Source organism: Carboxydothermus ferrireducens DSM 11255, assembly GCF_000427565.1.
Lineage (GTDB): Bacteria > Bacillota > Z-2901 > Carboxydothermales > Carboxydothermaceae > Carboxydothermus > Carboxydothermus hydrogenoformans.
Map to the genome: position 1 here is coordinate 15,732 of NZ_ATYG01000014.1, position 23,985 is coordinate 39,716.

The window sequence follows — 23,985 nt, forward strand, 5'->3', positions numbered from 1 at the left end:
GGAGGATTTTAAATGTTTAATTTAAGTTTGGAAACAGCTTTAAGTTCCCTTCGGGCCCAGCAGTTAGCTTTAGATATTACTTCCCACAACATCGCCAATGCCAATACGCCCGGTTATACCCGGCAGCGGGTAAATTTTGCTCCCAATACCCCCTTTCCAGTGCCTTCCCTTTTTGCCCCGATGCAGCCGGGCCAGGTAGGTACCGGGGTAGTGGTGGCATCAATTGAACGGGTTCGGGATACTTTTATGGACATTGAGTACCGCAAGGAATTAATGAATTTAGGCTACTGGGAAACCCGGTTTGATGTTTTAGATAAAATTCAGCTAATAATCAACGAACCTTCCGATACCGGTTTAAATCAGCTAATGGACCGCTTCTGGAATGCCTGGCAGGAGCTTTCTAAAAACCCGGAAAACCTCGCAACCCGGGCGGTGGTGCAGCAAACGGCCAAGGCTCTGGTCGAAACTTTTAACCACCTGCGGGGACAGTTAGACAGCTTGCAAAATGATATTGATTTTGCGGTTCAGGCTAATGTTGAAGAAATAAATTCCATTGCCCGGCAGATTCGGGATATAAATGACCAGATTTTTAAAACAAATATTGTCAAATTTAACGCCAACGACCTGATGGACCAGCGGGATGAACTTTTAAACAAGCTGGCCAAGCTTATTGACTTCACATTAATTGATAATCAGGATGGGACTATTTCCATTGACATCGGTGGGAAAAAATTAGTTGATGGTTTAACGGTGGATTCGTTTAAGATAGAGAAAAACGCCAGTGGCTTTTTTGAAGTTTTTTGGAGTGATGATACGCCGGTAACCATAACATCCCAAAAAGGGGAGCTGGCTGCCAACCTTGCGGCCCGGGATGTCGATGTACAAACGATGAAAGATTACCTCGATTCACTGGCCCAGACGTTGATTATAGAAACCAATAATCTTCATACGCAGGGTTATGTTTTGGGTTCACCCATGACCAATCCGGGATACAACTTTTTTGACGGAACCGATGCCCAAACCATTGCTTTAGCTCCTGAAGTAAGTGCCAATTTAAACAACATTGCTGCTGCCAAAACTCCCAGTCCCGGTGATGGCGAAATTGCTTTAGCTATCGCCCAGTTAAAGGACAAGCTTACGATGACACTTCCCGGTTCGACTACCCCAACGGCAACTTTTAATGACTTTTACCGTACCATCATCTCCCGCCTGGGGGTTGATGCCCAGGAAGCCGAGCGCATGTACCAGAACGAACAGCTTTTAACGAAAAACTTAAACAACAAGCGGATGGAGTCGGGCGGAGTCTCTATAGACGAAGAAATGGCCAATATGATTTTGTACCAAAATGCTTACAGCGCTGCTGCCCGCATCGTCACCGCTATCGATGAAATGATGGACATTGTTATAAACCGCATGGGCATAGTGGGCCGGTAAAGGAGGGAATGTAGGTGCGAATAACCCCGGGAATACTTAAGGATAACATGTTATATAACTTGCACCGCACCCTGGCCGATATGGAAAAAAGCCAGCAAATGCTGTCCAACGGTAAAGCTTTAACCAAACCGTCCGATGACCCGGTGAAGCTACTGCGGGCGATGAAGTACCGCAGTGATATTACTCAGGGAGAGCAGTATCAGAGAAATCTCGAGGATGGTTTAAATTGGCTTAATACTACCGATGCGGCTTTAAATGAACTTACCAACCTTTTACAGCGGGTCAAAGAATTAACCGTGTATGGAGCTAATAGCAGTTTACCCCAGGAGTCGTTGAATTCCATTGCTGAAGAGATTAAACAAATTAAAGAGCAGGTAGGCGTTGTAGCCAATACCCAGTTTGCCGGCAAGTATATTTTTGGTGGGACAGAAGTGGATAACCAGCCCTGGGATGGCAGTAATTGGCGGGGAAATAGTGATGGAATTTACTTTGAAATTGGGAGCAACATTAAAGTCCAGGTTAATACCCTGGGTTCACCACTTTTTCCCGATGTTATAAACACTTTGGACCAAATAATCGATCATTTAACTAACGGTGACATTTCCGCTTTGTCTTCGGATTTAGATTCCCTGGACAATAATTTAAACAGTGTACTGGCCGTTCGCGCCGAGGTGGGGGCGCGGACTAACCGGTTAGAATTAATGCAAAACCGCCTTTTAGCCCAGCTGGAAACGGAAAAAGAGCTTTTATCCAAAACCGAAGATGCGGATATTGCCGCTACCATTATTGCTTTAAAAAATCAGGAGAACGTTTATCGGTCGGCATTAGCCGTGGGGGCAAGGATTTTACCACCAACATTAGTAGATTTTTTACGGTAATTTAGTGCGGGTTGAGATATTATGAATAATGTTGTACGGGTATTAATCGATACGACTCGCTGTCGGGCCGATATTGGGTATTTAACCCCGGTAGAGTTTTCGCGAGCTCAAGCTAAGAAAGGCATGGATGCGGCCCTTGAGGGAATCGCGAGAAGGGTTGAAGAGGGGAACTTATTAGCAGCTTTTGAAAAAGGAAATACTATTGAAAATATCGTTGTTCCACCACTTCAAGATGTCGAGCTTACGGTACGTATGCTTCCTTCGGTAAGACCGGAAATTAAATTTATAAAAAGTAGTTCTGTTTTTCTTGATGTTTATCTCTAAATTTTAAGGTGGTGTTTATTTTGCGTTTTTTTTCTCCGGCTTTTGGGGAAATTGAAGCCGATGAATCGCAAATATTTTCTTTTCCCGAAGGACTTCCTGGTTTTAGTCATCTAAAGAAGTTTTTACTTATACGGCACCGGGAGAATAGTCCTTTTTTCTTTTTAATAGCCGTGGAGGAACCGGAAATTTACTTTATTTTAATTGAGCCGTCACAGCTACTTGCTGACTATCATGTTGAGTTGAGTAGCGAACAGCAAGGCCTTCTAAAATTATTTGAAGAAACCCCAGTCTTAAGTTTAAATATCGTGCGCATACCGCCTGAAGCTCAAGAAATGATTATAAATTTAAAAGCACCGGTTGTTTTTAATTTACATGAAAAGATAGCCCGCCAGGTAATTTTAGAGGCTAACTACCCTGTTCGTTATCCAATATCTTTAAGCAAGGTAAAGGAGAAAGCCGATGCTGGTACTAAATAGAAAGGTGAACCAAAAAATTATTATTAACGGTGAAATAGAAATTACCGTGCTGGCGGTTGACAGCGAACGGGGGCAGGTAAAGCTTGGAATCACTGCTCCGCAACATTATTCCATTTACCGGGAAGAAATCTGGCGGGAGATTGAGAGGGAGAATAAAGAAGCTGTGGGGGAAAGTATTGAAAAAATTAATTTTGACATGTAGAGGGGAATTTTTATGAAAGCCCTAATTCTCTCCGGCGGTCAAGGCACGCGCCTTCGCCCGTTAACCTATAGTATAGCAAAGCAATTAGTACCTGTAGCCAATAAGCCTATATTACACTTTGTAATTGATGACATAATTAATGCCGGTATAACTGATATTGGAGTAATTATTGCCCCGGAAACCGGGGAAGAGATCAAGAAAAGCATTACAAATGCTGGTTTTCCTGCAAAATTTACTTTTATTCTTCAGGAAAAACCTTTAGGTCTTGCCCATGCGGTAAAAGTAGCCAAAGATTATCTTGAAGATGATGATTTTATCATGTACTTAGGAGACAACTTGATAAACTCCGGAATTAAAGAGTTTGTAGAAGAATACAAGGAAAACCGCTATGATGCGACGATATTATTAAAAGAAGTACAGGATCCAACCCGCTTTGGAGTAGCAGTAGTGGATGAAAATTTTAAAGTTCAAAGACTAATTGAAAAGCCAAAAGAGCCACCATCAAACTTAGCTTTGGTTGGTATTTATATTTTCTCATCAAAAATATTTTCTGCGATAGACAGAATTAAGCCTTCCTGGAGAGGGGAGCTGGAAATTACCGATGCAATCCAGGAATTAATAAACCAGGGAGGCATGGTTAAAGCTCATAAAATAAACGGCTGGTGGCTTGATACCGGGAAAAAAGACGATTTACTGGAAGCAAACCGGGTAGTATTAGATGACTTAATACAAAGGGATATAAGAGGAAAAATTGATGAGAAAACAAAAATAAACGGAAGAGTAGTAATTGAAGAAGGAGCAGAAATAGAAAACTCCATTATCCGCGGCCCAGCAGTAATTGGGAAAAATACAAAAGTTAAAAATTCCTTTATCGGTTCCTATACCAGTATTGGCAACAACTGTTTGGTAGAAAATTCAGCCATAGAATTTTCGGTAATTCTTGACCACTCGAAAATTATCGGTGTAGAAAGGCTTGATGAAAGCTTAATAGGAAGAAAAACAAAAGTGGTAAAAGATGGTTCCGTAAACAAAGCCGTAAAACTAATGATTGGTGATGATGCGGAGGTACGGTTATAGTGGAATTTAAAAAAGGAGAAATTGAAGGGGTAATAATAAGACCTCTAAAAAAACACATAGATGAACGCGGTTGGCTTTGCGAACTCTTTCGGCAGGATGAAATAGAAGAAACAATAATGCCAGTTATGAGCTATATTTCTCAGACTTTACCGGGCATAGTTCGTGGTCCCCACGAACACAAAGAACAAACCGACTACTTTGCTTTTATAGGCCCCGGCAACTTTAAAATCTATCTCTGGGACAACCGAAAAGACAGTTCAACATTTGGCAACCGTCAGATAATTTATGCTGGTGAAGATAACCCGGCAGTAATCATCATACCGCCGGGAGTAGTTCATGCGTATAAAAACATAAGTACCAAACCCGGTTTAGTTTTCAATGCTCCCAATAAGCTCTATGCCGGCAGGGGAAGAAAAGAACCGGTAGACGAAGTACGCTGGGAAAATAAAGAGAACTCTCCATTCATAATTGATTAAAAATAAACAGAAGAAATCAATTAAAGGAAAGAAGAACATGAAAAAAGTAGTGATAACTGGAGCTGGAGGACAATTAGGAAAAGCCTTTACCAAGAAGCTACAATCCATAGGGATAGAATGCTTACCTCTTACCAGGAAAGAATTAGATATCACTGATTTACACCGGCTAAAAGAGCTCTTTTTAAACTTTCGTCCTCAGTACTTAATAAACTGTGCAGCCTATAACGAAGTAGATAAAGCCGAAGAAGAAAAAGAAAAAGCTCTTTTGGTAAATGGAATAGCATTAAGATACATAGGTAATTTAGCTGCCCAATACCAAACTACTGTGATCCATTACAGCACCGATTATGTTTTTAATGGCGAAAAAGAAGAGCCATACCTTATATCCGATCAGCCAAAGCCAATTAACCACTACGGGAAAACCAAACTTTTGGGAGAAAAAGAAATCCTGACACATAATCCTAAAACCTATGTAATCCGGGTCAGCTGGGTCTTTGGTGATGGCGAACAAAATTTTATCTATAAGCTTCTAAGCTGGGCCAGCAAAAATGAAAAATTGAGAATAGTAACAGACCAGATAAGTAGTCCCACCTATACTGAAGAAATCGTGAAAATAACCTTAGACCTAATTAAAACCGAACAGTATGGTTTATATCATTTATCAGGGGAAGGCCAAGCCTCAAGGTACGACTGGGCCAAATTCATTTTAGATTACCTTAACTGGCAGGGAGAACTAATACCGGCAGCAAGTCAGGATTTTCCCACCAAAGCCAAGAGACCCAGATACTCAAAACTAAGTAACTTTCCATTAAAAAACCTGTTGGGTTATCTTCCCGAAACCTGGCAGGAATCTACGGAAAAATATTTAAAAGAACTAAAAAAGATATAAAAAAGATAAAAGATAAAAAACTAAACAAACTTGAAAGGAGTCAAAAATGAAGATCCTTGTTACCGGAGGAGCAGGCTTTATTGGCAGTGCCTTTGTGAGAAAGTATGCTTATGACCACGAGTTAATAATAGTAGACAAGCTTACCTATGCCGGAGATTTAAGAAGGATAGAAGAAGTAAGAGACCGGATAAAATTCTATAAGGCAGATGTAGCAGATAAAACTGCCATAGAAGAAATCTTTGCCAAAGAGAAACCAGAAGCGGTAGTCCACTTTGCAGCTGAATCCCATGTAGACCGCAGCATCCAGGACCCAACACCTTTTATAGAAACCAACGTAAAAGGCACTCAGGTAATGCTTGATGCCTGTAGAAAATACGGAATTGAAAAATTTGTTCATATCTCTACCGACGAAGTATACGGGGAACTGGGAGAAGAAGGCCAGTTTACCGAAGAATCGCCTTTAAGGCCAAACTCGCCCTATTCTGTATCCAAAGCAGCAGCCGACATGTTAGCCCGGGCCTATCACCGAACATATGGTCTTCCGGTAGTAGTAGCAAGGCCGTGTAACAATTATGGGCCATGGCAGTATCCGGAAAAACTGATTCCTGTAGTTATCAAAAAAGCTCTAAATAATGAACCAATCCCCGTGTATGGGCAAGGATTAAATGTGCGGGAATGGCTTTATGTTGACGACTGTGTAGAAGCGGTTTATCTCTTACTTCAGAAAGGCAAACCTGGGGAAGCCTATAATATAGGAAGCGGGGAAGAGAAAAGAAATATTGAAGTGGTAAGAGAAATTTTACGGATTCTTGGAAAACCCGAGTCATTAATTACTTTTGTTCAAGATAGGCCAGGACATGATTTTAGGTATTCGTTGTCTAGTGATAAAATCAAAAATTTATATGGTTGGGAACATAAGGTTAATTTTGAAAAGGGAATAAAATTTTTAGTAGATTGGTATAAAAAATATTTCTATTTTTTGCTTCTCAATGCATTTTAAAGTAGCTATTTCTAATAAAATGAGCATATGCAAACTATTAAAATTTTTTATTTGACTTAAATGTAACAAAAAAGAGTTAGTAAGCTTCACAAGTATGAGGAATCAATTAAATAAGGAGCGTAATTAAATGAATAGGAAAGTCTGTTTTATAACATGTGTCAATAATGAGGAACTATACGATAAATGTTTAAAGTACATATCTAACTTACATATTCCCGAAGGTTATGAAGTTGAGATAAAAGCTATAAAGGGTGCAAAAAGTATGGCATCAGGATATAATGAAGGGATGCTAAGTAGTGATGCAAAATATAAAGTGTATTTACATCAAGATACATTTATTATAAACAAAAATTTTATCCATGAGATAATAAAGGTATTTAATAAAGATGAAGCGATAGGCATGATAGGAGTAATAGGCTCAAAAACTATACCATCAAATGGAATATGGTGGCATTCATCAGAAAAATACGGAAAGGTTTATGAAAGTCATACAGGTAAGATGGAGCTATTGGCTTTTAATGAGGTAGAAGGTGATTTTGAAGAAGTAAAGGCAGTCGATGGATTAATAATGATAACTCAATATGATATTCCCTGGAGGGAAGATCTATTTACAGGTTGGCATTTTTATGATATATCGCAGTGTATGGAATTTGCAAAAAGGGGCTATAAAATAGTTATTCCAAAACAAACTAAGCCATGGTGCGTCCATGATTGTGGTATTATAGAGATAAAAAATGATTATGAAAAATATAGAAAAGTATTTTTAGATGAATATTCTTTAGGAATTGATTATTATCACAACGAACGTCCTGAAATTGTTTCACTTGTTGAACCATATGCTAAAAAGATTTTAGATGTAGGTTGTGCAGCTGGCTTGCTTGGAAGGAAACTAAAAAATGAAAGGCCTGGAACTATTGTTTATGGTGTTGAAATTAATCGAGATATTGCAAAAGAAGCAGAGCAGTACCTTGATAAGGTATTAGTGGGAGACATTTATGAAAAGATAAATGAGCTACCTGACCGTTTTTTCGATACAATTATTCTTGCTGATGTTATCGAACATTTAAATGTGCCAGAAGTTATTATTAAGAAATTAAAAAGTAAATTGGCTCACAATGGGGAATTTATTATTGGTGTTCCAAATTTTCGTCATTGGTCTATAATTATGAAAATTTTATTTGGCGATTTATCATATGAGGAAGCTGGAATAATGGATAAAACTCACTTACGTATTTTTACGAAATATATTATTTATAATATGATGAAAAATCTTAATTTGGAAGTTATTAAAATTAGTAAAATTGTTGTGCCACTTGAAGCAAATCAGAAAGAAATTTTAATAAAATTACTAGGAGCATTTGCATTAGATGTAAGAAGCTTTGCTGCTGATATTGATACTTATCAGTATATATATAAGGTAAAACCAAGAGAATATTTGCGGTTCACAAAATTAACTTCAATAATTATCTTAACACTTAATAACTATGAAATATCGAAACAATGCATTGAATCTGTATTGAACTATACAAGTTTACCTTTTGAACTAATTATAGTCGATAATGGTTCAACGGAAAGGGATCTAATTGAATATTTAAAAGAATTGCAAGAAAGAAGAGATGATGTTAAAGTTATTTTCCTTCCAGAAAATGTTGGTTATGGCTTTGGTAATAATATAGGTTTACTTTATTCTAACGGCGAATATGTAGTTTTTTTAAATAATGACACTATAGTTACACCAAACTGGCTAGAAAAATTAATTTTAGATCTTAATATGGATGAAAAAACCGGTTTAATAGGACCGCGAACAAACTATGTATCAGGAGAGCAACTAGTTCTTAATGCAAACTATAAAAACCTAAAGGAATTATTGGAATTTGCAAGCAAGTGGGAAGCGGTAAACTATAGAGAAACAAGAGAAACAAAACGCCTTGTAGGATTTTGTCTTCTCGCTAAAAAGGAAGTAATTGAAAAAATTGGGGGATTTGATCCTTTATTCGAAATCGGAAATTTTGAAGATGATGATCTATGTAGAAGAGCCTATCTTGCTGGATTTAAACTTAAGATTGCTGATGATGTGTTTATTCATCATTATGGGAGTAAAACCTTTATTTCGGAAAAAATCGATTACCAAGAATTAATGCAAAAAAATAAAGAAAAATACATTAGAAAATGGGAAGTGTTTAATGAAATAGTTAAAACCAATGATTTAAAATTAATAGAAAACTTTTTATTTATAAAGTTAGTGAAAGATAGAGAAGATTTTGGTATACCAGAGAAAAAAGAAGTTTTATTCTTAGCATTAGGAAGAAATGGAGGTAATTTAGATAAAACATTAATACCTGAATTAATAAAAAAAATAAAAGAAAATGAAATTTTAGTGGTTTTAGCAGATGACAATCAAAATCATGAAGAATTGGAGGAAAAATTAATAAAATCCATTGCAAGAGCTGGTTTTACTCCTGAAAATTGTCCAGACATATTACTGCATTACAGTAAAAGTTATTTTTATGATCTAATAAGTTTAATTAAATTGGCGAAGGCGTGTATTGTTATCGATGAAAGAACCAAAAAATGGGCAGAAGTTTTTGATAAAGCCAAGATTGTTATTAATTAAAATTTACTATAAAAAATTTACGTTTATTTCCGAAATAAGAAATAGAAAAGTTAGGTGGCCACCTGACTTAAAATAACTGGCAGGGATGCCAAAGAAAAAATCAAGGAGGAGGAAAAAATATGAGTCTTAGAATCAACAACAATATTGAAGCATTAAATGCGTGGAGAGCGCTTAATAGCACTTCAAATGCTTTACAAAAATCGATGGAAAAGCTTTCATCCGGTTTACGGATTAACCGGGCTGGAGATGATGCTGCTGGATTGGCTATTTCGGAAAAGTTAAGAGCGCAGATTCGTGGCTTAAACCAAGCGATTAGAAATGCTCAAGACGGTATTTCTTTAATTCAAACTGCTGAAGGTGGCTTGAGCGAAATTCAAAATATCTTGCAACGGATGCGAGAGCTGGGAGTTCAAGCGGCAAACGGTACTTTAAACAATCAAGACATTTCAGCGATTACGACTGAGCTTAATCAATTATTTAACGAAATTGACAGAATTGCTGGGGCCACAGAATTTAACACCAAGAATTTGTTGGCTGTAGCTACTGGTTTAGTAGTAACTTTACAAGTTGGAGCAAATGCAGGTCAAGTTATTGCGTTTACCATTGATAATGCCGGTACAGCTTCTTTAGGCTTGAGTTCAGCTGACTTAGCTATTACCGATAATGCATCTGCAAGTGCATTTATTAGTAAAGTAGATTCTGCATTACAAAAGGTATCTACCTATAGAGCTAACCTCGGTTCAATACAAAACCGCTTAGAACATACCATTGCTAACTTAGGTATAGCATCTGAAAACCTTAGTGCTTCTGAGTCCCGGATTAGAGACGTTGATATGGCTGCAGAAATGATGAACTTTACTAAGAACCAAATCTTACAACAAGCTGGTGTTGCTATCTTAGCTCAAGCTAACCAGGCGCCGCAAGCGGTTTTACAGCTTCTCCGATAAACAAATACATTTTATCTTTTGGGCCAGCCATTTTAAGGGCTGGCCTCTTTAAAATTAGCTTAAAGTGGTGAAAAAATGGGAGAAAAAAAACTATCGGTTTGCATGATTGTAAAAGACGAGGAAAGATATATTAGAAATTGCCTTGAGAGTGTGCAAGATATTGCTGATGAAATTGTTGTTGTCGATACGGGATCTACAGATAATACTAAAGCTATAGCTAAAGATTTTGGGGCGAAAATTTTTGATTTTCCGTGGGTTGATGATTTCAGTGCAGCAAGGAACTTTTCGTTGGAAAAAGCAACAGGTGATTGGGTTTTACTTTTAGATGCTGATGAAGAATTAGATGTTAGTAGCAAGGATAAAGTGTTGGAGCTAGTTAATAAAGATGAAAATGTTGCTTATTTAGTCAATGTAATTAATTTCCTGGATTTTACAAAACAAAGAACAGTTACAGCCAAAAGAATGCTTTTATTTCCTATGCGAGCTGAACCATACTTTATTAATCCTATTCACGAGCAACTACGTTTCAAAAAAAATGTTGAAATTAGAGATAGTACCATTATTATAAAACACTACGGTTATATTCCAGAAACAGTTTCTACTAAAAAGAAAAGTGAGCGGAATATATCAATTCTTAAAAAAATAGCCAATAACGCTTTTGAAAATATTGATGTTGAAATTAAAGCATTCAATTATTACAATCTTGGTGTAGAGTATTATAGAAAACAAGAATACGAAAAAGCTTTACAAAATTTCCAAAAGTCTTTTTTATTGATACGTAAAAAAGAACCAGGCTTTAAGTATGCTTTAATTTGGCATATTGTTAATTCATTAATAAATTTAAAAAAATTTCAAGAGGCTTTAAAGGTTATTGAAGATGCCGAACAGTTATATCCTTGGTATGTTGATTTAGTGTATTTTAAAGGAGTTGTTTATTATAATCAAAGAAGCTATAAGAAAGCTATTGAAACTTTTATGAAATGTCTCGAAATTGGTGAAAGCTTAGAAACTTCAATATTTCATTATGATGGTACTGGTTCTTATTTAGCAAGTTATGGAATTGGTAGTTGCGAAGAAGCTTTAGGCAATTATAATAAAGCTTTAGTTTTTTATGAAATGTCTTTGGCACAAAATTATATTTTAGCTGTAATCCCTATTTTGAAGTTGTATTATGAACGGGGAAGTTACCACGAATTGGAAGAAAAGGAAGATAAATTACTTCGAAAATATAAGGACTATTCTTTTATAATCGAAAAATACGTTGATTTTCTGTTTTTAAAAGGCGATTATGAAAGAGCTTTAAAGGTAGTAAATAGTTATTTGTCAGACCAAACGAACAAATTAATAAAAGAAGCTGAATTGTATCTTCATCTAAAAAAATATGAAGAAGCCAAAGAAGTCATAGAAAAACTTGATGGTCAAAATTTAAATGAAAACCATTTAATGATTAAAACTTTTCTACGAATATTATTAAATTTAAGTCTTAAATGTAAAACTGAAGAAATAGTGTGGAATATGAAAAAACTTACTCGAGCAGAGGAAATAAAGTGGCAAATAATAGGTAATTTATTACTTGCGGCATTTAACAATGATGTATTAAAAATTGTGAAAAACGACTATGAAAAGTATGAAGAGCAACTTACTTTTTTAATGGCAAAGTTTTTAGATTTAGAGTTATTTGAAGCATTTGAAAAAATTTATAATTTATATCAAAAAATCGAATGGATTGAAGAGAAAAATTTAAAACTGGGCAAGCTGTACTTTGCTACAAGGTATTATGACAGTGCTGTGGAAGAATTGTTGGCTGCGGTTGAAAAAGGTGTTGCAGATGCGGAAGCTTTTTATCTCTTAGGAAAAATAGCCCATATGCGTGGTTTAATCGAGGAAGCTGAAACATTTATCAAAGAAGCAATAAGTAGGGAAAAGCAGTTAAATTATTATTTATATCTAATTGGTTTATTGCAAGAAAAAAACGATTTAAAATCTACAAAAGAAGTTTTGCAAGAAGCTTCGACGTACTATCCCGATGTTGAGATTTTAAAATCTGCATTGCAAGTTTATAGTTCATTATAATTAAAAGGGGAATGGAGTATGGCTGGCTTAGTTCCTCCGGTAAATTTAGGAGTGAATAATGGGGTTAATTTTCAATCGATAGGAATTATAGTAGGAGCGGATAAAAAACAGGAATTAGTAGGTAAGAATGGATTACAAAGTCGGGATGATGTAGGTTTATCAGAGAGCAGTGATGTAAAATTTTTAGAAAAAGAATTACAAAGATTAACAAAAATTGTAAACTCCTTTACTCCTACGGAATTAAAATTTGAAATCCATCAGGACTCACAGGAGCTGATGGTAAAGGTAATTAATGCCGAGACCAAAGAAGTAATCAGGGAAATTCCGCCGCATCAGGTTTTAGAAATAGTGGCGGAGATTAAGAAATTATTAGGGATTTTGGTTGATACTAAAATTTAAGAGGTGAGGGCAATGCCCATTCAAATTGGTGGTTTGGCGTCTGGTCTTGATACCAATAAAATTATAGAACAGTTAATGCAGGTGGAAAGAAAACCCTTGGAAAACTTACAGCAAAGAAAGTCAAATTTGGAAGCGGTGAGAACGGCCTGGGGACAAATTAAATCCAAATTAAGTAGTCTTTATACTACAATAAACTCATTAATGAGTTCTTCTCTATATACTAATTTAATTGCGACCTCGTCAGATGTGAATGTTTTAACAGCGTCGGCCCAATCTACTGCTGTAAAAGGTAGCTACAATATAGAGGTTAAAACTTTAGCTCAAAGTTATATTATTGCTTCGAAACAACAAACTTCAGTCACAACTCCTTTAAATTTAAATTCTACATCTTTTAAAATTGCCATTGGTGGAGTAGTGCAAAAGGATAGTTTAGGCAATGATATCGTAATCTCGATTGGTCCAACTGATACATTAGTAAGTATTCGGGATAAAATCAACAACGCCAAAGCAGGAGTTACAGCTTCAATAGTGGACAATAAGCTGTTACTAACGGCTAATACGACTGGTGCAGCAAATTCCATTTCCTTTACTGCCGTTACCGGCGATGCTTTGCAAGTTCTTGGATTGGCTGATGCTAATGGTAATCCGGTAACTATCGTGCAAGCGGGAACCGATGCCCAGGTGGTTATTAACGGTTTAACATTAACCAGAAGTTCCAACAACATTTCCGATGCCATCTATGGAGTAACTTTAACTTTAAAGAAAACGGGAACAGTTACTTTAACGGTTGACAATGATACAGCAACAATAATCGATAAAGTAAAAACTTTTGTAAACCAGTATAATGATTTAATGAACGATTTAGCAACAAAAACTGCTTATGACCCCAATACCAAAACAAAAGGAGTTTTGCAGGGAGATGCCACTGCCCAGCAAATCATGTTTCAATTAAGACAGATAGTGGGAAGTGCTGTTTCCGGTCTTACCGAAACTGCAACCTACAATGGCAAGACGGTTACTTTAAATAGTTTAATGGCTATAGGCATATCTACTTCCGGAAAGGAAGCCACCCTTTCCTTGGATGAAAATAAACTTACGGAGCTCATCAAGCAAAATGCAAAAGCTGTAGGGGAAATTTTCACCAATGCCGCAGCAAATGGGGTAATGGACCGGTTAAAGCCCTATGTCGAAAGTTTAGCTATTTATGCCACAGCCAATGGCGCCCATACCGATGCTATTCTGGTGACTAAAGATAAGTCTCTTGCCGAACAAATAAAAGATATCCAGGAACAAATTGATCGGTTTAACGATTATTTAACGAGAAAAGAAGAAGAACTCTGGAATAAATTTACCATGTTAGAAAAAGCAATGGCTGGATTACAGACTCAAAGTAACTGGTTAGCGGCACAAATTGGCTTACAGTCTGCTAAGAAATAATCGAGGTGAGATAAATGAATAACCCCTATGCTCAATACCAAACACAAAATATCGCTACCGCCCCGCCGGAAAAATTATTAATTATGCTGTATGACGGTGCAATTAAATTTTTAAAACAAGGGCTTAAGGCTTTGGATGAGAAAAAATACGATGATTTTAGCTATTATATCAGCCGTACGCAGGACATAATTTCCGAATTGATGGTTACTCTGGATATGGATTATGAAATTTCCAAAAATCTTTATCAGCTTTATGATTACTTTATGTACCGGCTAATTCATGGAAGTGTCAAGAAAGACCGCCAGAGTATCGAAGAAGTGCAAAAACACTTGGAAGAACTGAGAGAAGCCTGGGTTCAAGCGGCTGCTGCTAAAGAGAAAGCTACTATTTAAAGGATGATAATGGTGAAAACTTCTAAGGAAATTCTTAATGAGCTTAAAAGGCTTCAGGAAAAAATTACATCTTCAAAAGATGAATTGGTGATAACTGATGAATTCCAGAAAATAAATGAAAAATTTAAAAAATATTATTCGGGAGAAGAAGAGATTACGATTGAGGAAATTCAGGAATTATTACCGGTGTATGAAAAAACGATAAAGCTTTTAGAAGAGGAAAAGAAAAAAATTTTAACAGAAATTGAAAAAGTGAAAAGAGAAAAAAAGGTGATTAATTCATATTTAGCAAAAGGCTTTCAAGTGGAAGGTATTTTCTTAGATAAAAAACGTTAATTCCCCACAAAGGGGGGATAAATGGTGATTATACCCAATATTGACCCATTGTTTTTACAAAAATACCGGGAGCAGGTAAAGCCGAAAGTACCGGAGATAAAAAAGACTGCCGATGAAGTGCGGTATGAGCCGGAGTATGACGGAGAAAAGGAGTTTATCCCGAAGCTTGCGGCGGATGTGTTTCACCGGGTAATCAACTTTTTAAACCCGGCGCTGGAATTTGTTTATGATGAGCAGGAAGAAGTGGGGTATGTCATTGATAAGCTGAAAAACCGGGTATTAAAACGAGTTAGCTTAGAGCATTTAAAAACGGCGTTTACCGACCTGACCAAAACCATAGGGCTTTTGCTGGACGAGAGGGTGTAGACCCTCTTTTTTTGTTTTCGTTTTATATTGACAATTTTCGTTATTTTTTATAAGTTAATTTTTGTGAAAGATTTCCTCGAAAAGTTTGGCAAAACCGGCGAAAGCCGGCGACGCAAAGCTAAAGGGGCTAAGGCGGGTAACCGCTATGCCAGCCAGCTGCCGGGGGTAGGGATTAAAGCCTCCTTGGGCAGGAGGTTTTTATTTTTTGTGAAAGCAAAGATATCTTGCTGAATTTTTTTTGGAAAAAGTTAAAATAAAATTGAGAAGGTAAAGGAATTTAGCTCATTTTGTCAAATATATATAGAAAGTTATGAAAAAAGGGGAGAAGCGGATGGACCTTTTTGGAGGGGTTACCTACAACCTTTTGAAACTGGGGATTGATGCTGCGACAATCCGCCAGCAGGCGATTGCCCATAACATTGCCAACGTCAATACTCCGGGGTACCGGAAGGAAGTAGTGGTGTTTGAGGAAAAGGTTCAGGAATTTTTAAACCAAAAAAAAGGTAATTTTTCTTTAAAAACTACCCATCCTCGCCATCTAACTGCTAAAGGGTTCAGTTTACCTTTTGCAGAAGTTAAGCGAGAAACTTCTACTGCCATGAGAATTGACAAAAATAACGTGGACATCGAAACGGAAATGGTAGATTTGGCTTATAACCAGCTTTATTATGAAACGGCTGTGGAGCGGTTAAAAGGCACCCTTGCTTCTTTAGAAATGGTGATTACCGGTGGAAGGAGGTAAGTGTAGATGGCATTTTTTAGTTCTTTCCAAATAACCGCTTCGGCCCTTACCGCCCACCGTTTATGGCTGGATACGATAGTGGATAACATTGCCAATGCCAACACTACCCGGACGCCTGCAGGTGGTACCTACAATCGAAAAGACGTGGTTTTTGAGGAAATTCTGGAGGCGAAGACCGGGTTTAAAGGCGGCGGGGTCAGGGTCAGTCAGATTGTAGAAGATACCAAAACTCCCTACCGCTATGTCTTTAACCCTAACCATCCCGATGCGGATCCCAATACCGGTTTAGTAAAATATCCCAACGTTAATATCAACGATGAGATAGTAAATTTACTGGCTGCTCAGAGGGCGTACGAAGCCAATGTTACGGTGTTCAATACGGCTAAAGCCATGTATGCGAAGGCTCTCGAGCTTAGCCGTTAGGAGGGGTTATTATGGAGATTACCGGCATTTCTTTTTCCAAAACTATCCTGCCTAATAATTCGGCACAATCAACAAAAACTTTAGATTTTGAAAAGAAACTTGCTGAGGCTTTAGATAAAGTTAACGAAAAACAGCTGAAAGCCGAGCAAGTGACCCAGGATTTTTTAGCCGGGAAAGTGGATGATATTCACCAGGTTTTAATTTTGGCCCAGGAAGCTAAATTGAGTTTGGAATTAGCGGTGGAGGTTCGCAACAAAATAGTTGAGGCCTATCAGGAAATTAGCCGGATGCAGATTTAATCATGGACGGAATAGGGGGAAATAAATGGATTTTCAGAGCCTCCTGGCAAGTATAAAGGAACGTTTCCAAAATTTAAGCAGCTTTCAAAAGCGGGTTTACGGGATTTTACTACTTACGGCGGTACTGTCATTGTTGCTCGGGTATATTTTTTTGGGACGGCCCAGTTATACTCCTTTGGCTACCGGTTTAGATGCCAAAGAAGCGGGAGCTATTGCGGAAAAGTTGAAGGAATGGAAAATAAATTACAAGCTTGGCGATGAGGGGACAACGATTTTGGTTCCCAAAAGTCAAGTTTATGAGGCCCGGATTAAACTGGCCAGTGCCGGGGTGTTAGAAACAAACAGCGGTATTGGCTTTGAGTTATTTGACCAGACCAAGTTAGGTGCCAGTGATTTTGAAAACCAGGTTAACTACCAGCGGGCGCTGCAGGAGGAGCTACGGCGAACAATTGTGCAGTTGGATGCGGTAGAGGATGCCCGTGTTCATTTAGTCCTTCCCGAAAAAAGCGTTTTTATTTCCGAGGAAAAACCGGCAACTGCCAGCATTTTGCTGAAATTGAAGCCCTTAAAAAAATTAACGCCGCAAGAGATAAAAGGGATAATTTACTTGGTGGCGAACAGTGTAGAAGGTTTAAAGCCGGAAAATGTTCAGGTAGTGGATACATACGGGAATGTGCTTTCTGATCAGGTGGATTTAAGCTCAAGTTTATCGGCGCAATCTGGACGTCAGCAAGAAATGAAAAAGCAGTTTGAAACGGAGTTAACAAATCGAATTAATAACCTGCTCACCACTATTTTAGGTCCTGGAAAGGCAGTAGTTAGTATCAATGCTGATCTGGATTTTAATCAGGAAGAAACTACCTCCCAGATAGCTCTCCCTGGGCCGCTGGTCAGCGAACAGGGGAGCAAAGAAGTAGTTTACGGGAGTCCCGGTGCCTCCGGAATAGGCGGGACGGTACCGAATACCAATCAGAATTACCCATACATAAATGGCAGTACAAACGGAGAAGTTCAGGTTAAAGAAGACTTTACCCGCAATTATCAGGTTGGACAAACCGTCTATAAATTGGTCAAGGCACCGGGAACGGTGAAGCGGTTATCCGCCGCTATTGCTATCGATTCGGGAGTGCCGGCGGCGGACGTAAATAAAATCCGGGATATTGTAGCGGCGGCCATGGGCTATGACCAAAACCGCGGCGACCAGATAATTATCAACACCATTACCTTTGATAAAACATTGGCAAAACAAATGGAAGAACAGCAGGCGCAAGCTCAGAAAGAACAGCAGGCAAGACAAGCATTGTATAAATGGCTTGCCATAGGGGCCGGGGCCCTGGTTTTTCTTAGCATTATAGTATTTTTCGGGATACGCCGTTTTCGGAAAAAAACTGCGGCAGTTGCGGACATTTCACCCAGAGCTCCGGTTGGAGTCAGTGAGCTGGAAGCTGCGGCTGCAACCGAAAGAGGTCCTGGGATTATTGTAAGAGAAATAACTGGTGAACCGATAGTAATCCAGAAAGTTCAGTCGGATATAGAAAAAATAAAATCGCTGGTGGACAAAAATCCGGATGAAGTTGCGATGGTACTGCGAGCCTGGCTGACGGACGAGTAAGACAGACAAGGAGGATGCCAGATGGCCCGGGAAGAAACACGCAAGAAAAATATCAATAAAATAGCCAAGCTTCTAATTGCCCTGGGGCCGGAACATTCGGCCAAAATTTTAGCCAAACATTTTACCGAAGAAGAAATTGAAAAAATTTCCATGGCGGTAGCTACTATCGGCCAGATTACACCGGAAGAAAGGCAAAAGGTGGTAGAAGAATTTTTGGAACTTTACCAGGCCCAGGAATATATTTCCACCGGCGGTGTGAGTTATGCCAAGGAAATGCTGGAAAAAGCTTTGGGACCGCAAAAAGCAAACGAAATCATTAAAAAATTAATAAGTTTAACCGCTAAAATGCCTTTTCAGATGTTGCGCAAAGCCGATGCCCGGCAGCTTATTAACTTTATTCAAAATGAGCATCCACAAACCATCGCTTTAATTTTATCTTATCTTTTACCGGAGCAGGCGGCGATGATTCTGTCTTCGATGCCGGCGGAAATGCAGAGCGATATTATCAAAAGAATTGCCACTATGGAGAGAACCTCTCCGGAAGTTATCCGGGAAATTGAGGAAGTATTGGAAAAAAAGGTATCATCGGTGTTTGAACAAAACTATACAAGAGCCGGGGGCATAGAAGCGGTTGTGGAAATTTTAAACCGGGTTGACCGTTCGACCGAAAAAAATATCCTCGAAAATTTAGAACAGGAAAACCAGGAGTTAGCCGAAGAAATTAGAAAGCGAATGTTTGTTTTCGAGGATATCGTTACCTTGGACGATATGGCGATCCAGCGGGTGCTGCGGGAAGTGGAAAGCCGGGATTTGGCTTTTGCTTTAAAAGGTTCTACCGAAGAAGTCAAGCAGCGGATTATGAAGAACCTCTCCAAGCGGGCGGCGGAAATGTTAAACGACGAATTGGCTTACATGGGACCGGTGCGGCTTAAAGATGTGGAGCAGGCGCAGCAGAAAATTGTGGCTATTATTCGCCGTTTAGAAGAAGCTGGAGAAATTATAATATCCCGGGGTGGTGAAGATGCCCTGGTCTTCTAAAAGTAAGCTTTTAGAAGGGGTTGCGGTGAGGCCCGACGGGGAAGCGCTGAAAATTCCCATTAAAAAAATTGTCATTTTACCAGAAGAAGTGGAAAAAAACAATGAAGAATCTTCGGCTTTATTAAACGAAGCAAAAATTAAAGCGCAGGAAATAATTAACGCTGCCCGGCGAGAGGCCGAAATAATCAGAGAAGATGCAAAAGCAAAAGGTTACCAACAGGGTTATACCGAAGGCCAGGCTACAGCCCGGCAAGAATTTGAAAAACTTCAAGCGACTTTAAAAGAGGAATACGAAAAGAAAATTGCCGAAAAAGTTTTGGAAATAAACAGGGAACGTGAAAAAATCATCAAAGGGGTAGAACAGGAGATTATAGCTTTTATCGAGACTTCCCTTGAAAAGCTTTTAGGGGAGCTACCGGAGGCTGTAACACTTTTTTACCGGAAATGGCTTGTAGACGCTCTTGCCAAGTTTTCGCAAAAGATGGTGCCGGTAATTCAGGTAAGTCCTGCTGACCGGGAGAAAATTGAAGAAATTTTACAGCAACAGGGTTTGGAAGAAAAAATACCCGTAATCACCGATACCGATTTACCGGCCGGAACGGTTGTTGTTAAGGGTGAGGAAAATTACGTCATTTCTTTAAAAATCTTTGCTGATGAAATTTTAGAAAAGCTTAAAGCTGGAGCTTACGGAGATGAATAGAGTAAACCTTGGGTATCTCACCGAGCAGATAAAGGAGCATGAGTTTTTAAAACCCTGGGGTGTGGTCCGCCAGGTCATAGGTCTTACCGTTGAAGCGCACGGCTTAAAGGTTTCGGTAGGTGAGACGGTAGAGATTTTGGCCGGAAACGCTCGGGTTTTGGCCGAAGTGGTCGGTTTTAAAGAGGAAAATGCCATTTTAATGCCTTTAGGGGAGATTAACGGGGTAAGCTTGGGAAGCCTGGTACGCCCGCTTCGGCGTCAGTTGCAAATTACCGTGGGTACAAGCTTACTTGGGAAAGTGCTTGATGGCTTGGGAAGGCCTTTAAATGCCGACAAAATTTACGGCCGGCGCTTTTCCCTGGACCGCAAACCTCCCAATCCGCTGCAACGCCGGCGGATAAAAAAGCCGTTTGCCACCGGGATCAAAGCAATCGATGGCCCATTAACCTGCGGCGAAGGGCAGAGACTTGGGATCTTTGCCGGAAGCGGTGTGGGTAAAAGTACCCTGCTGGGAATGATTGCCCGTTATGCCGAAGCGGATGTTAACGTGATAGCTCTAATCGGAGAAAGGGGCAGGGAGGTTTTAGATTTTATTGAAAATGATTTGGGTGAAGGGATTAAAAAATCGGTTTTGGTGGTGGCGACTTCGGAGCAACCAGCATTGTTTCGGGTCAAAGGTGCCTTTGTGGCCACGGCTATTGCTGAGTATTTTCGCGAGCAGGGGAAAAAAGTGCTCTTAATGATGGATTCCCTGACGCGGTTTGCCATGGCGCAGCGGGAGATTGGCCTTGCTGCCGGTGAGCCCCCATCTTCCCGGGGGTATACTCCCTCGGTGTTTGCTTTATTACCCAAATTGGTGGAAAGAGCCGGCAACGATGATAAAGGTTCGATTACCGCCTTTTATACGGTCTTGGTGGAAGGAGACGACTTCAACGAGCCAATTGCCGACGCGGTCAGAGGACTTTTAGATGGGCATATTGTGTTAAGCCGGCAATTAGCCGGAAAGGGGCACTACCCGGCCATTGACCTTTTGGCCAGCAACAGCCGTTTAATGCCTGAGCTTGTTGATGAACAGCATTTAGCGTTAACACTGAAAATGCGGGAAATTCTTGATATTTACCGGCAAAATGAGGATTTAATTTTAATTGGTGCCTATAAGCCGGGAACCAATCCCCTCCTTGACCGGGCAATCCAGCTTGTACCAAAAATTAACCAGTTTTTACAGCAAAAACAAAATGAAAAAGTAGATTTTACTACTACCAAGGAAATGTTGAAAACCCTGCTGGTGGAGGAATAATCAATGAAAAAATTTTCTTTTCGCCTGGCCAATGTGGAAAAGATTCGCACCCAAGAAGTCGAACAGCAAAAACGTGTTGTGCAGGAAAAAATTCAAGCGGTCCGGCGCCAGGAAGAAAAGATCAACCGGATTGGGGAATCCATTGCTGCCGAGCTGAAAATTGATTCCCTTTTATTTCGCGAACATCAATTGGAGAGGATAGAGTACCTGGCTACAGAAAAGTGGCGTTTGGAAAAAGAGTTGGAAAGGCTTATAAACGAGCGGGAAAGGGCTAAGGAAGAATATCTTGCCAAAAAAATTGAGCAGAAAAAGATGGAAGTATTGAAAGAAAAAGCAAAAGCGAGTTACCGTGAGGAGCTTGAAAGGGAAAATCAATCTTTTTTAGATGAAATTTCCCTTTTTGGCTATATCCGCAGGAATTGAAAGGAGGTGAAAAGGGGTTGAAGGTAGAACAGAGCTGGCAGGGGCTCAAAATTGCTCCGGAAGGACAACTGCAAACTGTAGGAAGACCTTGGTTAACCGACAGCTTTGAACTTCTTTTAGCAGGTGTTCTTGGCAGCGAAAAGTACGAAACGGAACAGAAGAACGAGGATGATACTGCCGGGGTAGCAACCATAGTGCCGGTACTTATTGGTCCTTGGAATTTACCTTTACTGCAGGAAATATTGCCTAAGGAAGAGACCGTAATAAGCGATGGGGACGGTTTTTTCGAAAGATTGCAGCTTCAAAACGAGGTAGCGGGAAATGCTGAAGATGCAGGAAAGGTAAGGGTTTTCCAGGGAAAAAATCAGGCAAAGGATGAGGCAATTAATCTGATAGGGTTAGAAAAAGACTTAAGTCAGGAGTTAGGGGCAAAAGATTTCACCGTCAGGGAAGAGGGTAATGCGGCACCGGGTAAAGAAGTAGCAGTAGCTCCGGCGGATGCAGGGGAAGGAAGCTTTCTTCAGGACGTGGATGGGATAGTCTTTATAGAAAAGGTATTGCCGGCGGAGTTAAAAGTGGTACCGGGTAGTAAAGGGATGCGGCAGGAGATAAGCCCGGAGGGGATAAAGGACGGGAACAGGGTTTTTGAAAGAGCGGCGCTTCTGGAAAACGAGGTAGCGGGAAATGCTGAAGATGCAGGAAAGGTAAGGGTTTTCCGGGGGAAAAGTCAGGCAAAGGATGAGGCAATTAATGTGGTAAGGGTAGAAGGAGACTTAAGTCGGGAATTAAGGGCAAAAGATTTTACGGTAACGGAAGAGGGGATTGCGGCACCGGGTAAAGGAGTAGCAGTAGCTCCGGCGGATGCAGGGGAAGGAAGCTTTCTTCAAGACGTGGATGGGACAGTCTTTATAGAAAAGGAATTGCCGGCGGAGCTAAAAGTGGTACCGGGTAGCAAAGGGATGCAGCAGGAGATAAGCCCGGAGGGGATAAGGAGCGGGAGCAGGGTTTTTGAAAGAGTGGCGCTTCTGGAAAACGAGGTAGCGGGAAATGCTGAAGATGCAGGAAGGGTAAGGGTTTTCCAGGGGAAAAGTCAGGTAAACGATGAGGCGATTAATCTGATAGGGTTAGAAGAAGACTTAAGTCGGGAGTTAGGGGCAAAAGGTTTTACGGTAACGGAAGAGGGTATTGCGGTACCGGGTAAAGAGGTAGCAGTAGCTCCGGCGGATGCAGGGGAAGGAAGCTTTCTTCAAGACGTGGATGGGACAGTCTTTATAGAAAAGGAATTGCCGGCGGAGTTAAAAGTGGTGCCGGGTAGCAAAGGGATGCGGCAGGAGACAAGCCCGGAGGGGATAAAGGACGGGAACAGGGTTTTTGAAAAAGTGGAGCTTCGGGTAAACGAAGTAACAGTAGTTGCTGAAAACGGTGGAAAGAAAAACATTCCGCAAGCGGAACAAGGTGAAGTAAAAGCTGGACTAAAGCTTAGCTCAAAAGGGATGCTACCTGAGCCAGGCCAGGCGATAAGGGAAAAAGAAGCAGCAAAAACTCTTCCCAAAGCAGCTAAAGGTAGCTTTCTTCGCGAAGTAAATCCGGCAAGCTATGAAAAGACAAAGCCAGCGGTTGAAATACCAACTTTTGACTTATCTCCAAAGGTAGCAAAGAATGCTCTCGATAATTTGCTTCCTGCGGAAAATTTAAAGTTTAACTTTCCCTCTTTTTTGGCCAAAGTAGAAAATCTGGTGCAAAAAGCGCAAAAGGCGGGTACCAGTTTAACTGCGTCGTTCAAACTTTATCCTGAAGAACTGGGGGAAGTAAAGGTCACGGTAAAATTAACGGGAAAAAATGTAGAAATTTCGCTAAAAGTTTTTTCAAACGAAGCTGCCTGGTATTTACAGAATGCCGGCAGAGAGTTAGCTGTAACTTTACAAAAGCATCACCTGGAGTTAAGTAGCTTTAATGTGGGGCTGGAACAGAGTAGCAATTTTTTCAATCAGAATACCTTTTCTTTCACAAAAAACAATGCCAGGCTTCAGAAGGTTAGAAATTATCAAAATGGTCCGGTAGCTGAGCCGGTATTGGAAAAAAATCCGTTAGCGGAAAAAGTTACCGGGTTGAACTGTTTGGTATAAGGAGG

26 protein-coding genes and 1 riboswitch are annotated in these 23,985 nt (G+C 39.7%); all 26 genes read left to right on the plus strand.

All coding sequences use genetic code 11. The features are described 5' to 3' along the window. Positions 1–12 precede the first annotated feature (12 nt). The 26 genes from flgK to fliK all read left to right on the plus strand — a co-directional run bounded on the left by flgK (position 13) and on the right by fliK (position 23,980). Positions 13–1,434: a flagellar hook-associated protein FlgK gene (flgK, locus tag CARFE_RS0105840; protein ID WP_028052072.1), complete on the plus strand. Its 1,422-nt coding sequence runs from the start codon at positions 13–15 to the stop codon at positions 1,432–1,434. 14 nt (positions 1,435–1,448) lie between these two features. After that, positions 1,449–2,312, plus strand: coding sequence for a flagellar hook-associated protein FlgL (flgL, locus tag CARFE_RS0105845; RefSeq protein ID WP_028052073.1), 864 nt, complete (start codon positions 1,449–1,451; stop codon positions 2,310–2,312). Positions 2,313–2,333: 21 nt separating this feature from the next. Next, positions 2,334–2,636: a DUF6470 family protein gene (locus tag CARFE_RS0105850; protein ID WP_028052074.1), complete on the plus strand. Its 303-nt coding sequence runs from the start codon at positions 2,334–2,336 to the stop codon at positions 2,634–2,636. Between the two features lie 20 nt (positions 2,637–2,656). After that, entirely contained in the window at positions 2,657–3,112 is a 456-nt protein-coding gene (gene fliW / locus CARFE_RS14450; protein ID WP_034541746.1) for a flagellar assembly protein FliW, read from the plus strand. Next, complete coding sequence (gene csrA, locus CARFE_RS0105860) at positions 3,096–3,314, plus strand: carbon storage regulator CsrA (RefSeq protein ID WP_028052075.1); 219 nt, start codon at positions 3,096–3,098, stop codon at positions 3,312–3,314. Before fliW ends, csrA begins: the two co-directional genes overlap by 17 nt. Before the next feature lie 12 nt (positions 3,315–3,326). Continuing rightward, positions 3,327–4,391, plus strand: coding sequence for a glucose-1-phosphate thymidylyltransferase (locus CARFE_RS0105865; RefSeq protein WP_028052076.1), 1,065 nt, complete (start codon positions 3,327–3,329; stop codon positions 4,389–4,391). After that, entirely contained in the window at positions 4,391–4,867 is a 477-nt protein-coding gene (locus CARFE_RS0105870) for a dTDP-4-dehydrorhamnose 3,5-epimerase family protein (protein ID WP_028052077.1), read from the plus strand. Before CARFE_RS0105865 ends, CARFE_RS0105870 begins: the two co-directional genes overlap by 1 nt. A 37-nt stretch (positions 4,868–4,904) precedes the next feature. After that, positions 4,905–5,756, plus strand: a complete 852-nt coding sequence (gene rfbD / locus CARFE_RS0105875) for a dTDP-4-dehydrorhamnose reductase (protein WP_034541748.1) — start codon at positions 4,905–4,907, stop codon at positions 5,754–5,756. Between the two features lie 46 nt (positions 5,757–5,802). Continuing rightward, entirely contained in the window at positions 5,803–6,756 is a 954-nt protein-coding gene (gene rfbB, locus CARFE_RS14455; protein WP_034541750.1) for a dTDP-glucose 4,6-dehydratase, read from the plus strand. 127 nt (positions 6,757–6,883) lie between these two features. Next, complete coding sequence (locus CARFE_RS15900; protein ID WP_084138809.1) at positions 6,884–9,370, plus strand: glycosyltransferase; 2,487 nt, start codon at positions 6,884–6,886, stop codon at positions 9,368–9,370. A 119-nt stretch (positions 9,371–9,489) separates the two neighbouring features. Then, positions 9,490–10,317 carry a flagellin N-terminal helical domain-containing protein gene (locus CARFE_RS0105890; RefSeq protein ID WP_028052079.1) on the plus strand — a complete coding sequence of 276 codons (828 nt, stop codon included), beginning with the start codon at positions 9,490–9,492 and terminating at the stop codon, positions 10,315–10,317. A 75-nt stretch (positions 10,318–10,392) separates the two neighbouring features. Beyond that, positions 10,393–12,390 carry a tetratricopeptide repeat-containing glycosyltransferase family 2 protein gene (locus tag CARFE_RS0105895; RefSeq protein ID WP_028052080.1) on the plus strand — a complete coding sequence of 666 codons (1,998 nt, stop codon included), beginning with the start codon at positions 10,393–10,395 and terminating at the stop codon, positions 12,388–12,390. Between the two features lie 18 nt (positions 12,391–12,408). Beyond that, on the plus strand, positions 12,409–12,789 hold the full coding sequence (locus CARFE_RS14465; RefSeq protein ID WP_051250190.1) for a flagellar protein FlaG: 381 nt from the start codon (positions 12,409–12,411) through the stop codon (positions 12,787–12,789). 12 nt (positions 12,790–12,801) lie between these two features. Continuing rightward, positions 12,802–14,226 (plus strand): flagellar filament capping protein FliD, encoded by a 1,425-nt coding sequence (gene fliD, locus CARFE_RS0105905; protein ID WP_028052081.1) that lies wholly within the window; start codon positions 12,802–12,804, stop codon positions 14,224–14,226. A gap of 14 nt (positions 14,227–14,240) precedes the next feature. Beyond that, positions 14,241–14,618, plus strand: coding sequence for a flagellar export chaperone FliS (gene fliS / locus CARFE_RS0105910; RefSeq protein WP_028052082.1), 378 nt, complete (start codon positions 14,241–14,243; stop codon positions 14,616–14,618). A 9-nt stretch (positions 14,619–14,627) separates the two neighbouring features. Further along, positions 14,628–14,954 carry a hypothetical protein gene (locus CARFE_RS0105915; RefSeq protein ID WP_161625129.1) on the plus strand — a complete coding sequence of 109 codons (327 nt, stop codon included), beginning with the start codon at positions 14,628–14,630 and terminating at the stop codon, positions 14,952–14,954. A gap of 21 nt (positions 14,955–14,975) precedes the next feature. After that, a complete protein-coding gene (locus CARFE_RS0105920) occupies positions 14,976–15,320 on the plus strand; it encodes a hypothetical protein (protein ID WP_028052084.1) in 345 nt (114 codons plus the stop codon). A gap of 77 nt (positions 15,321–15,397) precedes the next feature. Continuing rightward, positions 15,398–15,484: riboswitch (cyclic di-GMP riboswitch) on the plus strand. Between the two features lie 167 nt (positions 15,485–15,651). Beyond that, positions 15,652–16,062 (plus strand): flagellar basal body rod protein FlgB, encoded by a 411-nt coding sequence (gene flgB / locus CARFE_RS0105930; protein WP_028052086.1) that lies wholly within the window; start codon positions 15,652–15,654, stop codon positions 16,060–16,062. A 6-nt stretch (positions 16,063–16,068) separates the two neighbouring features. After that, positions 16,069–16,485, plus strand: a complete 417-nt coding sequence (gene flgC / locus CARFE_RS0105935) for a flagellar basal body rod protein FlgC (protein ID WP_028052087.1) — start codon at positions 16,069–16,071, stop codon at positions 16,483–16,485. Positions 16,486–16,496: 11 nt separating this feature from the next. Then, on the plus strand, positions 16,497–16,784 hold the full coding sequence (fliE, locus tag CARFE_RS0105940) for a flagellar hook-basal body complex protein FliE (protein WP_028052088.1): 288 nt from the start codon (positions 16,497–16,499) through the stop codon (positions 16,782–16,784). A gap of 25 nt (positions 16,785–16,809) precedes the next feature. Then, entirely contained in the window at positions 16,810–18,396 is a 1,587-nt protein-coding gene (gene fliF, locus CARFE_RS0105945; protein ID WP_028052089.1) for a flagellar basal-body MS-ring/collar protein FliF, read from the plus strand. Positions 18,397–18,417: 21 nt separating this feature from the next. Beyond that, complete coding sequence (gene fliG, locus CARFE_RS0105950; protein ID WP_028052090.1) at positions 18,418–19,434, plus strand: flagellar motor switch protein FliG; 1,017 nt, start codon at positions 18,418–18,420, stop codon at positions 19,432–19,434. Further along, positions 19,418–20,134 (plus strand): FliH/SctL family protein, encoded by a 717-nt coding sequence (locus tag CARFE_RS0105955; protein WP_028052091.1) that lies wholly within the window; start codon positions 19,418–19,420, stop codon positions 20,132–20,134. The genes fliG and CARFE_RS0105955 overlap by 17 nt, the downstream gene beginning before the upstream one ends. Next, positions 20,127–21,431 (plus strand): flagellar protein export ATPase FliI, encoded by a 1,305-nt coding sequence (gene fliI, locus CARFE_RS0105960; protein ID WP_028052092.1) that lies wholly within the window; start codon positions 20,127–20,129, stop codon positions 21,429–21,431. The genes CARFE_RS0105955 and fliI overlap by 8 nt, the downstream gene beginning before the upstream one ends. Positions 21,432–21,434: 3 nt before the next feature. Beyond that, positions 21,435–21,854: a flagellar export protein FliJ gene (locus CARFE_RS0105965; RefSeq protein WP_011343920.1), complete on the plus strand. Its 420-nt coding sequence runs from the start codon at positions 21,435–21,437 to the stop codon at positions 21,852–21,854. A gap of 17 nt (positions 21,855–21,871) precedes the next feature. After that, a complete protein-coding gene (fliK, locus tag CARFE_RS0105970; RefSeq protein ID WP_028052093.1) occupies positions 21,872–23,980 on the plus strand; it encodes a flagellar hook-length control protein FliK in 2,109 nt (702 codons plus the stop codon). Positions 23,981–23,985 lie beyond the last annotated feature (5 nt).